Here is a 12,772-nt window from a genome sequence, read left to right on the forward strand (position 1 = left end):
TTGGATTGGGTATAATATTGTCATTATCTCTAAGAAAAAGACTGATTCAATGAGCGCAAAAGACAACCAATCCCTCGACCTCTACATCGGAAAAATCATCAATAATGTTCGGAAGAAACAAGGCCTGACCATCGCGGAAATTTCCGAACAGTCCGGTGTCAGCCGAGGGATGTTGAGCAAAATTGAAAACGGACAGGTGTCCCCAAGTCTGGACTCGTTGTTGAAAATCTCACGCGCGCTCGGCGTGCCGATTTCGGCGTTCTTCAAGGAATTCGATTCGGAAGAAGGCGGCGCTCAATTGGTCAAAGCGGAAGAAGCGCTTGAGGTGGTTCGTCGCGGCACCAAAGTCGGGCACACTTATCACCTGCTGGCTTACGACTCGGGCCCTCACAAAACCTTCGAGCCTTTCTTGATTTCCTTGGATAACAAAAGCGAGATCTTCCCGACCTTTGCGCACGAAGGTTCGGTGTTCATGTATCTGTTGGAAGGTGAAATGATCTATCGTCATGGCAAACAGACCTATCACATGAAGCCGGGCGACTCCTTGACCTACAACGCACAAATCTCCCACGGACCGGAAGAATTGCTGCAAGTGCCGATTAAATTTCTCAACATCATCTACTACAACCAGAGTGCACCAGAATAAAAAACTCCGTTTCCAACCCGGTGCAACAACTTTCCGATTTCATCTCAAATTCCTTTCAGATTAAAACTAATACCTTGAAATTAAATACAATTTAATTCTTGGTACTAAACTTCCTTTCTTCCTCGCAGGTATTTGTTCCATACCTAAAAAAACTTAACCAAATTACCTTTGCTATCAAAGGTAATTTGGTTCTTTTTAGTTTCTCGTTCAGGGGAGGTCGCATATGAAGTTAGTGAAAGCGATCATTAATCCTTACAAGTTGAATGATGTCCGTGACGCGCTTTCCGATTTAGGAAGCTACGGACTGACCACAACGGAAGTGAAGGGTTATGGTCGTCAAAAAGGACAAAAGGAAATCTATCGCGGTGCAGAATACGAAATCTCTTATGTACCCAAGATTATGATTGAATTGGCGATTTCGGACGATGCGCTCGACAGTGTCGTGGCTTGCATATCCGAAACAGCCAGAACCGGGAAAGTGGGAGATGGCAAAATTTTTGTCATGCCAATCGAAGAAGTCATCAGAGTTCGTACCGCTGAAACGGGAGATGACGCTTTATAAAAGAAGTGAACATGGAGTAATTTTATGGAAGGAAATTTTTTACAACTATCCTATGCACTGGATACGTTTTACTTTTTGATGAGCGCCGTGCTCGTCATGTGGATGGCCGCCGGGTTTGCCATGCTGGAAGCCGGTCTGGTTCGCAGCAAGAACACGGTTGAAATCTTAACCAAAAACGCACTGCTTTACAGTGTTGCCTGTACTATGTACCTGATTGTCGGGTATAACTTCATGTACCCTGGCGACCCAATCAGCGCTTACCTACCTAACATCTCGTTCCTGTTGGGCGCGGACAATGCGGTTGACGCCGTAGTCGCTGGCGGAGACGGTGCACCTTACTACTCAGGTATGTCTGACTTCATCTTCCAGGCGGTTTTCGCGGCTGCGACGATGTCGATTGTTTCCGGTGCGATTGCTGAGCGAATGAAGCTTTGGCCTTTCTTGGTGTTCGCGGTTGTCATGACGGCGTTCATCTACCCTATGGAAGGTTACTGGAAATGGGGCGGCGGCTGGTTGGATCAGCTAGGCTTCCAAGACTTCGCCGGTTCCGTTGTTGTTCACATGGCTGGTGCCGCTGCCGCTTTGGCTGCTGTAATCCTGGTCGGACCACGTCTTGGTAAATACGGTCCTAACGGTGAAGTCCGTGCGATTCCAGGTGCGAACCTTCCGATGGCAACCCTAGGTATGTTCATTCTTTGGATGGGCTGGTTCGGGTTCAACGGTGGTTCTGAGCTGATGATTTCCAATGTTGACGAAGCGAACGCCGTTGCTGCGATCTTCGTAAACACGAATGCGGCTGCTGCCGGTGGTATGATTGCCGCTGCATTGTTGGGACGCTTCATGTTCGGTAAGACCGACTTGACCATGGCGATCAACGGTGCCTTGGCCGGTCTGGTATCCATCACGGCTGAACCGCTAGCGCCAACACCTGGTTTGGCTCTGATCATCGGTATGGTCGGTGGTATCATCGTGGTACTTTCCGTCATCGGTATGGACAAAATGAAGCTTGACGATCCAGTCGGTGCGATCTCCGTTCACGGTACCGCCGGTATCTGGGGTATCTTCGCGGTATTGTTCAGCAACTCCGACGCGACTTTCATGGGTCAGTTGATCGGTACGGTTGCAACATTCGCTTGGATGTTCATCGCTTCGTTCATTGTTCTTTACATCATCAAGAAAGCGGTTGGCCTACGCCCAACTGAAGAACAAGAACAAGAAGGCTTGGACGTTGAAGAATGTGGTATGGAAGCTTACCCAGAATTCAACCAGAAAAACTAAGTCCGACTTAGATGTAAAGAAACGAAAAACCGCCGTTCTCATACGGCGGTTTTTTCATTTTTGAAAGCCCTTAATAAAAACGGGATTTTTTATTAAGTGTTTTTAAAAGGTAACTACAATAGATGTCAACGCAGATCAGACAAGCCTCTTTTCAGGACATTCCCGAAATGGTCGTCCTACTCAAATCCTTATTCGCGCTGGAAGCCGATTTCGATTTCGATATCGACAAGCAAGTCAAAGGCATCGGTTTCATCATCGAGAACAAGGATTGCTGTTATCTGGTGGCCGAATCGAATAACCACGTCATCGGTATCTGCAGTGCACAATGGGTGTATTCCACTTCGGAAGGCGCCAAGTCCGCCTGGATCGAAGATCTGATCGTCCACCCGACCCATCAAGGCAAAGGGATCGGCAAACTGTTATTGAACGCGATACTGGACTGGTGTGAACAGCAGGGCTGCACGAGAGCACAACTGGTGTATGACAAAGACAACATCAACGCCATTGCGTTTTATGAGAAAGCCGGCTGGCAAATGACGAATCTCGGCGTTTTGAAGATTCACCCGGCCGAGTAACAAGAAACGCCCGAGGAATCTCGAGCGCCATGTATCATAAATTTAAAGAAGTTCCGACAGAACGCCTCAAGCGTCCCGAACCAGATAGTCCAGCAAATCGAACAATACCGGCCGCACCGTCAGCATTTTAACTTCCGGTTCGGCCAACATAACGCCGGGTTGCTGAACATAGTCCCCTTCCGTCATCTGCTCGCCGATTTCATCAACCCACTCTTGAATAATCGTTGGCGTCACTTCCGGATGACATTGCAAACCGATGATGCGTTCACCAAGCTGGAACCCTTGATTCGGACAGACTTTACTTTCAATCAGACGCTTGGCCCCTTCCGGCAACGCAAAGGTTTCACCGTGCCAATTGAAAATCTCCAACGCGTCCGGAAAACGGAAAACCGTCGCGTCGTCGCTCACATTCGAGACGGTATGCCAACCGATTTCCACTTCCGGGTTATCGGTGACTTTCGCACCCAGTGCCGTGGCAATCAACTGCCCACCCAGGCAAATGCCCAATAACGGAATATCGGCTTCAATCACATCGCGAATATACTGCTTCTCCGCCACCAACCAAGGGTAATTGACCTCGTCATTCACACTCATCGGACCGCCTAATGCAATCACCAGGTCCGTGGATGCCAAATCAGGATAACGCACGTTGGGTTCATACAAAACCACGGTTTCGACCGAGGCCGATTTCGCCTGCAACCATACCTCGATTTGCCCGAGCCGTTCAAACGGCGCGTGCTTTAACACCACCACATTCATGCCCCATCTCCTATCAAGTCATTGCCTGTTTATCAGACACATTTAATCAAAAAAGCCTAACCGCCTAAAACAAAAAAAGCCGTGCGCCACACTCATGAAATGGCTAACACGGCAAACGAAACGAAAAATACAAACTTATGAAGAAACCATCATTTTTAAGACAGTTGATGTCGCTCGCAAGCGATCAAGGTGTTTTCCAGCAGGGTCGCAATGGTCATCGGCCCCACACCACCCGGTACTGGCGTGACATGGGCCGCCACGTCCATCGCCGCCTTATCGACATCGCCGGTCAGGGAACCGTCTTCCAAACGGTTGATACCCACATCGATGACGATGCAGCCCGGTTTCAACCAATCCGCCGGAATAAAGCCCGGCTTACCGACCGCCACCACCAGGATGTCGGCCATGGCGACGTGGGTTTTCAAGTCCGCCGTGAAGCGGTGACAAACCGTGGTTGTCGCACCGGCCAACAACAGCTCCAGCGACATCGGGCGGCCCACGATATTGGACGCGCCCACAATCACCGCATGCTTGCCTTTGGCGGACAAACCGTAATGGTTCAACAGCGTCATGCAACCGTATGGCGTACAGGGACGCAAGGTCGGCATCCGCACCGTCAAACGGCCGATGTTATACGGGTGGAAACCATCCACATCCTTATCGGGATGGATGTTCTCAATCACGGTTTCGGCATCGATGTGTTCCGGTAACGGCAACTGAACCAGAATCCCGTCAATCGAACTGTCGTCGTTCAATTGACGAATCAAATCCAATAGCTCGGTTTGCGTGGTCGAAGACGGCCAATGCCAGGACTTGGACACGAAGCCCACTTCCTCACACGCCCGTTTCTTGTTGTTCACGTAAACCGACGACGCCGGATCGTCACCAATCAGAATAACGGCCAGGCCTGGCGCTCTCAGGCCCTGCGACAAACGCATATCGACCTGATCTTTGATTTTGTCGCGAACCGCTTTTGAGACGGCCTTACCGTCAATAATCTTTGCGCTCATGGCTCAACCTTTAATAGTTTGATTTACCCGGAATCCAGCCTGTTCCTGCCAAAGGCACACCGGCCATCGCCGCCGCTTCGACATTCAAAGCCACCAGATCTTCCGGTTCCAGGTTGTGCAAGTGGGACTTACCACAGGCACGCGCCAACGTTTGCGCTTCCATCGTCAGCACTTGCAGATAGTTGGCCAAACGCTTACCGGCTTCTTCCGGATTCAGACGCGCCGCCAATTCGGTGTCTTGCGTGGAAATCCCCGCTGGGCATTTACCTTCATGGTAATCGTCGTAGAAACCGGCCGCTGAACCGATTTTTTGGTACTCGGCATCCCATTTCGGGTGGTTACAGCCCAACGCCACCAATGCAGCCGTTCCGATGGCGACAGCGTCCGCGCCCAACGCCATGGCTTTCGCCACATCGGCGCCACTGCGAATCCCGCCGGAAACAATCAACTGAACCTTACGGTGCATGTCCATTTCCTGCAAGGCGCGAACCGCCTGTGGAATCGCCGCCATGGTCGGAATCCCGACGTGCTCGATAAAGACGTCTTGCGTCGCCGCCGTACCGCCTTGCATACCATCGACAACGATGACATCCGCACCGGCTTTCACCGCCAACTTCACATCATAGTAAGTACGCGTTGCACCCACTTTGATGTAAATCGGTACTTGCCAATCGGTGATTTCACGCAATTCCTGAATCTTGATGGCCAAATCGTCCGGTCCTGTCCAGTCCGGGTGACGACAGGCACTGCGTTGGTCGATGCCTTTCGGCAGGTTACGCATCTGCGCGACACGGTCGGTGATTTTTTGCCCCAACAGCATCCCGCCGCCGCCCGGCTTGGCACCTTGCCCCAAAACCACTTCAATGGCGTCGGCCTTACGCAAATCATCCGGGTTCATCCCGTAACGAGACGGCAAGTATTGATAAACCAGCGTTTTGGACGTTTTACGCTCTTCCGGCGTCATCCCGCCGTCGCCGGTGGTGGTACTGGTGCCCACCATGTTGGCACCGCGTCCCAGAGCTTCTTTGGCATTGGCGGACAAGGCACCGAAACTCATCCCGGCAATGGTCACCGGAATATCCAACTTAATCGGGTTCTTGGCGAAACGCGTGCCCAAGGTCACGTCGGTACCGCATTTCTCACGGTAGCCTTCCAACGGATAACGCGACATACTGGCGCCCAGGAACAATAAATCATCGAAATGCGGGACCTTACGCTTCGCACCGAAACCGCGAATGTCGTAGATGCCCGTTTCCGCCGCACGTTGAATTTCATGAATCACGTCACGGCTAAAAGTTGCGGATTCGATTAATCCAGGTTGTTTCATCGTCATATCTGACTCCTTGCAATTAGGTTAATGCCTTAATACGCCGAGGCGTTATCGACTTTAAAGGTATACAGCTGGCGGGCTGAACCGTAACGGGTAAAGCTATGCGGGTCCTCATCACTACCGGCTTCTTTCAACAATGCGGACAGTTCCTCGATGTGCTCCGGACGCATTTCTTTCTGAATGCAATCCGCGCCCAGGGACTCGACCTTACCTTTGACATACAAATGGGCTTCGTACAAGGAATCCCCCAACGCCTCACCGGCGTCACCACAGACAACCAAACAACCCGACTGCCCCATAAAGGCACTCATGTGACCGACCGAGCCTTTCACAACGATGTTGACGCCTTTCATGGAAATACCGCAACGGGCGGCGGCATCGCCATCCACCACCAACAGGCCGCCATGTGCCGTGGCTGCGGCCGACTGGCTGGCATTGCCTTTGACGTGCACCTTACCGGACATCATATTTTCCGCCACGCCTTGACCGGCGTTACCGTTAACGATGATTTCCGCTTCTTTGTTCATGCCCGCGCAATAGTAACCGGCATGACCGTTCAAAGTAATCTTCGCAGGCTGGTCCATCCCGACCGCCAGGTTGTGGTCACCACTGATGCCGTTCACCACCACTTCCGTGGTTTTGTCTTTCGGCAAATCATGCAAGGCTTGATTCACCTCTCTGACCGTTTGTGTTTTCAAATCAAATTCCATGGCAATTCCTTTTTCTTATTCGTCTTGTTTCTCAATCAGCCTTTACCCCAGAAATACACTTTTCCTGGATCGGGTTCCCACAATTTAGCGTTCTCGATGCCCGGCAAGGAGGACAACGCATGGTACTCAGACGCCATGGCCACGTAATCGTCCGTTTCCGCCATGACCGCCGGCTTACACGCGATTGGGTCACGCACCACCGCGAAGCCGTCTTTGGTTCCGACCGTAAAGGTGAAAAAACCGTCCAAATCTTCAATGGCCCCTTCCAACGCTTCTTTTACGCTGGCGCCTTCACGCAAACGCCAGGTCAGGTAACCGGCCGCCACTTCGGAATCGTTTTCGGTTTCAAACTGGATACCTTTGTGCTCCAGCTCTTCACGCAGGCGGTTATGGTTCGACAAGGAACCGTTGTGCACCAGGCACAAATCCATCCCGGTCGAAAACGGATGCGAACCTTCCATCGTCACGCCGCTTTCCGTCGCCATACGGGTATGACCCACAATATGCGACCCTTTCATGCCCGCTAGGTTGAAACGTTCAGCGATGTTTTCTGGCAGTCCGACTTCTTTCAGAATCTCGATGGAACGCCCCACGCTCATGATGCGGATAGTCGAATCGAATTCAGCGATGGTTTCACGTACCGGCGCTTCTTCGGCTTTCATTTTCAGCACCGCCGCATTGGCGTTGTGCATCACGGAAACCGGCGTGCTATAGGTTTCTTCAAGCGCTTCGGCCAACATATGCCAAGGATAATGCTCGTCTTCATGTTGCAGCGTCAGCTTAATCATATCGTCGGACACTTCGTCCCCGTAAATCGCAAACCCGGCACTGTCCGGTCCGCGCCCTGTCATGGCAATCAGCATCGGCTCGAACAGCTTGCCGAGTTGACTCTCAAGTGCGCTGTTTTTCAAATATAACCCTACAATTCCACACATGAGCCTTCTCCTTTAAAAATACTCTGCATAACGGTTTAACTCCCAATCGGACACATGGCGCTGGTATTCAACCCATTCCATGCGTTTGATATCAATAAATTCTTTCATGAAGTTCTCGCCGAACTGTTCGACGAACAACGAATCTTCTTCCAACTCGTCCAAGGCTTCCGACAAGGATTGCGGCAGGGTATCAATCCCTCTTGCCTTGATTTCATCCAACGACAAGCCGTAGTGGTTGATATTTTGCGGCTCGCCCGGGTTCAATTTCTTCGCCACTCCGTCCAAGCCGGCGGCAATGATGGCGGCGGTCACCAGATACGGGTTGCACCCGGTATCCGGCAAACGGAACTCCAAACGCCCATAAGGCACGCGAACCATCGCCGAACGGTTGTTATCGCCGTAGCTGATAAACGCCGGCGCCCAGGTCGCGCCGGACAGAGAACGCCCGACGACCAGACGCTTATAGGAGTTCACCGTCGGCGCGGCAAACGCACATAACGCTTTCGCGTGATGCATCAATCCGCCCAAGAAGTCATAAGCCAGTTCCGACAATCCCATGTTGTTTTTGTCGGAATCGTCTTTGAACAGGTTATTTCCCTGGTCATCGGTAATCGACAAGTGGAAATGGAACCCGTTCCCGGTGCGGTTGGCATTCGGCTTCGGCATAAAAGAGCAGATCATGCCCATTTCATTGGCGATTTCGCTGCCGGCCATGCGCACAAAGGTGATGCGGTCTGCCGAAGTTTTCGCGTCGGAATAGGTGTAGTTGATTTCGAACTGACCGTTGGCGTCTTCGTGGTCAATCTGATAAACATCGAATCCGACCTGCTGCAGGGAATCGACGAATTTTTCCAAAAATGCGCGGGAACGCGACAAGCCTTTATAGTCGTAACACGGTTTGTCCAAGGTATCGCTTTCGTCATACGGCATCAAATGCCCGTCTTCATTGCGTTTCAGCAAGCTGAATTCTGGCTCGATCCCGGTGTTCAAGGTCCAGCCTTTTTCGCTCAAACGCTCGATTTGTTTCAACATGATGTGGCGCGTATCGTATTCATAAGGCTTATCATGCACGTGACCGGTACAGGCCACACGCGCATACCCCGGTTGCCAAGGGACGATACTCAAAGTGCTTAAATCCGCTTTGGCCATATAATCGCCGTCGTGCGGTTCCATGCCCAAGCCCCAGACGGCGAACCCGGCAAACCCGGCACCGTCTTCCACAATCGACTCCAGGCAACTGGCCGGAACCGACTTGGTTTTGGCGACACCGTGGATATCGACAAACTGGGCCAGAATGTATTTAATCTGGTTGTCTTCAAGGAATTTTTTGGCTTCTTCAATCGTCATCTTGGCACTCCATTTTTAAAAAAGGGGATTTTTGTATTTGCTGGCTCAAGGTTTCCTGGAAGTAGTGTCCAAAAGTCGGATCACACCCAAGAATGAGCGGTGCATCGGCTTCTGGAACCAACAGCCAGGCCGAGACACCCGCAATCGAGACCATCAGGAAATCACCCGGCTGACTTTGACGGAAGTCGTAAATACACACTTCCGACATCAAAGCTTTCCAGTTGCCCGACAGTTCAAAAATCGCATCCCCTCTTTGGAATGCATATTGGTTGTTTTCGGATACAGCTTCCAACGGTTGTTCAACGCAGACATAGAGTTCTTCTTCACCCAATTTGGCGACGAATTGGTCTTTCGCCACCGATTGATATTGAAAAACGTCCAGGCCTGACGCCCCGAAGGAAGCCAAAACATCATTAAGGCCTTCCCCGCGAAAATGCATTAGAGTCGGCATTGTCTTCGGTGTAATCTGTAAACTCATGCCGCGTCTCCTTCTGCCGTTTCGTCCGGTTTTTGCATTAACCCTTCCGGATCATAGAAAGGGGTTTTAACCACTTTTGCCTTCACAAATCGACCGTCGGTCAATTTGATGCTCAGCACATTATTCGCCATTGAATAATCGGTTGAAATCATCGCCAAACCGATGACCTTTTTCAGCGTGGCACTGCGACCGATACTGGTCACACGCCCAATCATCTCGTCGGCTTCAATCACAAGATTCGACTCCAGCGGCTGGTCGCTCGGGTTGTCAGACAACAATTCGAACCCAACCAGGGTACGCATCTTGGTTTCTTTCAATCTCACCAAACTCGGTTTGCCGAGGAAATACGGTTTTTTGAAATGCACCGCCCATGGCATATTGGCCTCGAACGGGTTGGTCAAGCCATCGGTATCTTGGCCGACAATGATGTGGCCTTTCTCCAAACGAAGCAGTCGTTGGGCTTCCACACCGAACGGCTTGATACCATAGGCTTGACCGGCACTCATCAGCGCCTTCCAAATGGTCAGTGCCGATTGCGAATCGGTATGGATTTCATACCCCAATTCGCCCACGAAACCGACCCGAATCAAGGTGACATCCAACCCCAGCATTTTGCCTTGGCGCATCGCCAGATACGGGAAGGCTTCCGTCGATAAGTCAATATCACAAAGCTGTTCCAGAATCTTGCGGCTGTTCGGACCGGCCAGGTTCATGGCACCAATCTGCCCAGTGCGGTTCAGTACCGTGACCTTCAAGCCCCACTCGATGACTTTTTTCTGAATCAAGCGGTAGGCCGAATCCGAAGTCGATGTCGTGGTGGTCACATAAAAATGTTCGTCGGAATATCGAATCGCGACACCGTCGTCGATGACCACACCGGAATCGTCCACCATCAAGGCATAACGACTGGCGCCAATCGCCATATTAGACATGCGCATGGTGTACAGTCGGTCCATCAACTCCCCGGCATCCCGTCCGAAAACATCCAGCTTGCCCAGCGTCGAAACGTCAATCAACCCGACGTAATTTCGTACCGCTTGCACTTCAGCCTGAATCGAGGCTTCACGGGTCATTTCGGTTGGATAATATTCCGGTCTCAACCAGTTACCGGCTTCCATAAAACAGGCGTTTTCTTCTTCGTGAAACGGATGGATCGGCGTCAAACGCTCCGGACGGAAACGCATCCCACCCAAGTGCGAAACCGGTGTTGGGTGGAACATTGGTCTCGCGGTCGTGGAACCGGTTTGGTCGATGGTTTTCCCCGTCAGCTTCGCCAACATGCGGATGCCATTCATATTGCTGTGTTTGCCTTGGCTTGGCCCCATACCGATGGTTGAGAAACGTTTCATCAACTCGATATTGTCGAACCCTTGCGCAATCGCCCCTTTCAAATCCTTGATCTGAATATCTTCATCGAAGTCGACAAACTCTTTCCCTTTCGGATGCGCCCAAATCGGGTACGGATGCGAATGCGCTTCTGTGGCACGGTAATCTTCAACTTCCGGCAATGCCTGGCCTTTCATATATAAAGCCGCCGCCAGCCCGGCTTGTTCGCCGTCCTTAATCCGGTTTTCAATGTCGTAAACACCGTTGATGCGGCCGCACGCGAACACACCTTCCGGCAAGGTCACCGGCAGCAACTGCTCCACGGTGGCGTTGTAACCGAATTTAGCGCCCGCCTGATACAAAGGTGCGCCGGCCGGTGCCCAGCCCACGCTCATCAACAAGCCGTCACACAACAAACGTTTTTCCATGCCGTTGGTTTTGAAAATCACGCCTTCCAGGTGTTTGCGCCCCAGCGCTTCGACCATTTCCGCGTTTTCATACACCACCATGCCGGCCTGTTTGGCTTGCTCGACCCACTCGCCTTCGGTGCGCCCGGTATCGATAATCGCCTTCACCACCAAACCGTTCTGATGCAAGTCGAGCGCCGCACGATAGCCTTCGGCATTAGCGGTCAGCACCACCGATTCGGCACAAGGGGCGACGGCATAACGCGTCATCAAACGTTGCGCGGCGGAAGCATTCATCACCCCCGGTAAATCGTTGTTACGAAACACCGCCGGTTGCTCAAACACGCCGGTGGCGACCACCACCGATTGCGCCGACAACTTGATCAATCCCTCTTCGGTATTGACCGACAGCCAGTGGTCGCCGTAATACCCGGCCACATAGGCGGATGTAATCACATGGATATTCGGTGTGGATTCGATGGTTTCTTTCAAGTAATGGCGGTTCAATGTCTGCGCACTTTCATTCACAAACTGATAATCCAACGAACCGCCGATGTGCGGATTTTCGTCAATCAAACAGACATCCACGCCTTGCTTGGCCGCTTGAATGGCCGCCGCCATCCCCGAAGGCCCGGCGCCGATGACCGCGACATCACAATGACGATAACGCTTTGGCTTACGTTCTTCAGTCCAACTTGTATCCACTTTGCCCAGGCCTGCCATCTCGCGAATCAATCGCTCCCATTTCGGGAACAGAAATTTCGGTGAATAAAAGGCTTTATAGTAGAAACCGACCGGCAGAAATTTTCCGATTAATTCCACCAAAGCGCCCTTGTCATTCGCCAGAGAGCCAAAGGTATTCACGGCGGTCAGTGACATGCCGTTTTCCGGCGTCACCACATCGCCGCGGACATTCGGTCTGTCCTCGGCCTGAAACAAGGCATTCACATCGTGGTTGGCCAAACTCATCACACCGCGACGACGGTGATATTTAAAGCTGCGGCCCAGCACTTTGGTGCCTTCGGCCCACAAAGCGCTAGTGATGACATCACCTTTGAAACCCTTGACCGGCTGCCCTTCGAATTCGAAGGTCACCGCCGCTTTGCGATCAATCCATTCCAATGGCTGTGGCGCGAGTCTAAGCTTCATGTGCAATTCCTTTATTCGCAAACTCGACCTGAGTGATTCGATCGGTCAACGTATTTCGTTCAAATAAAAACCAGATTCCCGTCGGACGGTGATACCACCATTCGGTCTGGGTTTGCGGCGCGCCGTTATGGTAGAAAACATAATCCGCCCATTCTTTTTCTGACACCGTTTCCTGATCCGGTTCGCGCTCCAGCCGCCCACCGTAGGTGAACTCGCTCAACGCTCTTCTTCCCAAACTTGGACACGTAACAAATTTCATA

13 protein-coding genes are annotated in these 12,772 nt (G+C 51.7%); 4 read left to right on the plus strand and 9 right to left on the minus strand.

Going from position 1 to position 12,772, the window contains the following annotated elements:
- The first annotated feature begins 49 nt into the window (after positions 1-49).
- The 4 genes from EPV75_RS10225 (at position 50) to EPV75_RS10240 (ending at position 3,061) form a co-directional block, all read left to right on the plus strand.
- Positions 50-646, plus strand: coding sequence for a helix-turn-helix domain-containing protein (locus tag EPV75_RS10225; protein WP_029938799.1), 597 nt, complete (start codon positions 50-52; stop codon positions 644-646).
- Between the two features lie 223 nt (positions 647-869).
- Complete coding sequence (locus EPV75_RS10230; RefSeq protein ID WP_029938800.1) at positions 870-1,208, plus strand: P-II family nitrogen regulator; 339 nt, start codon at positions 870-872, stop codon at positions 1,206-1,208.
- Between the two features lie 24 nt (positions 1,209-1,232).
- Complete coding sequence (locus EPV75_RS10235) at positions 1,233-2,486, plus strand: ammonium transporter (protein ID WP_128385320.1); 1,254 nt, start codon at positions 1,233-1,235, stop codon at positions 2,484-2,486.
- A gap of 122 nt (positions 2,487-2,608) precedes the next feature.
- Complete coding sequence (locus EPV75_RS10240) at positions 2,609-3,061, plus strand: GNAT family N-acetyltransferase (protein WP_128385321.1); 453 nt, start codon at positions 2,609-2,611, stop codon at positions 3,059-3,061.
- Positions 3,062-3,127: 66 nt separating this feature from the next.
- Here EPV75_RS10240 and EPV75_RS10245 read toward each other — a convergent pair whose 3' ends face one another.
- The 9 genes from EPV75_RS10245 to EPV75_RS10285 form a co-directional block, all read right to left on the minus strand.
- Positions 3,128-3,820 (minus strand): type 1 glutamine amidotransferase, encoded by a 693-nt coding sequence (locus EPV75_RS10245; RefSeq protein WP_128385322.1) that lies wholly within the window; start codon positions 3,818-3,820, stop codon positions 3,128-3,130.
- 155 nt (positions 3,821-3,975) lie between these two features.
- Positions 3,976-4,830, minus strand: a complete 855-nt coding sequence (folD, locus tag EPV75_RS10250) for a bifunctional methylenetetrahydrofolate dehydrogenase/methenyltetrahydrofolate cyclohydrolase FolD (protein ID WP_029938804.1) — start codon at positions 4,828-4,830, stop codon at positions 3,976-3,978.
- 10 nt (positions 4,831-4,840) lie between these two features.
- Positions 4,841-6,163, minus strand: a complete 1,323-nt coding sequence (locus EPV75_RS10255) for an FMN-binding glutamate synthase family protein (RefSeq protein ID WP_029938805.1) — start codon at positions 6,161-6,163, stop codon at positions 4,841-4,843.
- A gap of 29 nt (positions 6,164-6,192) precedes the next feature.
- Entirely contained in the window at positions 6,193-6,870 is a 678-nt protein-coding gene (locus tag EPV75_RS10260; RefSeq protein WP_128385323.1) for a GltB/FmdC/FwdC-like GXGXG domain-containing protein, read from the minus strand.
- Positions 6,871-6,905: 35 nt separating this feature from the next.
- The gene (locus tag EPV75_RS10265; RefSeq protein ID WP_128385324.1) at positions 6,906-7,805 is read right to left on the minus strand and encodes a class II glutamine amidotransferase; all 900 of its coding nucleotides are present in this window, start codon (positions 7,803-7,805) and stop codon (positions 6,906-6,908) included.
- A gap of 12 nt (positions 7,806-7,817) precedes the next feature.
- On the minus strand, positions 7,818-9,152 hold the full coding sequence (gene glnT / locus EPV75_RS10270) for a type III glutamate--ammonia ligase (RefSeq protein WP_127119283.1): 1,335 nt from the start codon (positions 9,150-9,152) through the stop codon (positions 7,818-7,820).
- Positions 9,142-9,630: a hypothetical protein gene (locus EPV75_RS10275; protein WP_128385325.1), complete on the minus strand. Its 489-nt coding sequence runs from the start codon at positions 9,628-9,630 to the stop codon at positions 9,142-9,144. The genes glnT and EPV75_RS10275 overlap by 11 nt, the downstream gene beginning before the upstream one ends.
- Entirely contained in the window at positions 9,627-12,512 is a 2,886-nt protein-coding gene (locus tag EPV75_RS10280) for a 2Fe-2S iron-sulfur cluster-binding protein (protein WP_128385326.1), read from the minus strand. The genes EPV75_RS10275 and EPV75_RS10280 overlap by 4 nt, the downstream gene beginning before the upstream one ends.
- The gene (locus tag EPV75_RS10285) at positions 12,502-12,771 is read right to left on the minus strand and encodes a sarcosine oxidase subunit delta (RefSeq protein WP_128385327.1); all 270 of its coding nucleotides are present in this window, start codon (positions 12,769-12,771) and stop codon (positions 12,502-12,504) included. Before EPV75_RS10285 ends, EPV75_RS10280 begins: the two co-directional genes overlap by 11 nt.
- Between the last annotated feature and the right edge of the window lies 1 nt (position 12,772).

This window comes from Hydrogenovibrio thermophilus (assembly GCF_004028275.1).
Classification (GTDB): Bacteria; Pseudomonadota; Gammaproteobacteria; order Thiomicrospirales; family Thiomicrospiraceae; genus Hydrogenovibrio; species Hydrogenovibrio thermophilus.

Excerpts from the sequence above, each read along its gene's own strand:
- glnT (WP_127119283.1), bottom strand. The coding sequence starts at position 9,152 with ATGACGATTGAAGAAGCCAAAAAATTCCTTGAAGACAACCAGATTAAA.
- EPV75_RS10275 (WP_128385325.1), bottom strand. The coding sequence starts at position 9,630 with ATGAGTTTACAGATTACACCGAAGACAATGCCGACTCTAATGCATTTT.
- EPV75_RS10260 (WP_128385323.1), bottom strand. The coding sequence starts at position 6,870 with ATGGAATTTGATTTGAAAACACAAACGGTCAGAGAGGTGAATCAAGCC.
- folD (WP_029938804.1), bottom strand. The coding sequence starts at position 4,830 with ATGAGCGCAAAGATTATTGACGGTAAGGCCGTCTCAAAAGCGGTTCGC.
- EPV75_RS10225 (WP_029938799.1), top strand. The coding sequence starts at position 50 with ATGAGCGCAAAAGACAACCAATCCCTCGACCTCTACATCGGAAAAATC.
- EPV75_RS10240 (WP_128385321.1), top strand. The coding sequence starts at position 2,609 with ATGTCAACGCAGATCAGACAAGCCTCTTTTCAGGACATTCCCGAAATG.
- EPV75_RS10285 (WP_128385327.1), bottom strand. The coding sequence starts at position 12,771 with ATGAAATTTGTTACGTGTCCAAGTTTGGGAAGAAGAGCGTTGAGCGAG.
- EPV75_RS10265 (WP_128385324.1), bottom strand. The coding sequence starts at position 7,805 with ATGTGTGGAATTGTAGGGTTATATTTGAAAAACAGCGCACTTGAGAGT.
- EPV75_RS10235 (WP_128385320.1), top strand. The coding sequence starts at position 1,233 with ATGGAAGGAAATTTTTTACAACTATCCTATGCACTGGATACGTTTTAC.
- EPV75_RS10255 (WP_029938805.1), bottom strand. The coding sequence starts at position 6,163 with ATGACGATGAAACAACCTGGATTAATCGAATCCGCAACTTTTAGCCGT.
- EPV75_RS10280 (WP_128385326.1), bottom strand. The coding sequence starts at position 12,512 with ATGAAGCTTAGACTCGCGCCACAGCCATTGGAATGGATTGATCGCAAA.
- EPV75_RS10230 (WP_029938800.1), top strand. The coding sequence starts at position 870 with ATGAAGTTAGTGAAAGCGATCATTAATCCTTACAAGTTGAATGATGTC.
- EPV75_RS10245 (WP_128385322.1), bottom strand. The coding sequence starts at position 3,820 with ATGAATGTGGTGGTGTTAAAGCACGCGCCGTTTGAACGGCTCGGGCAA.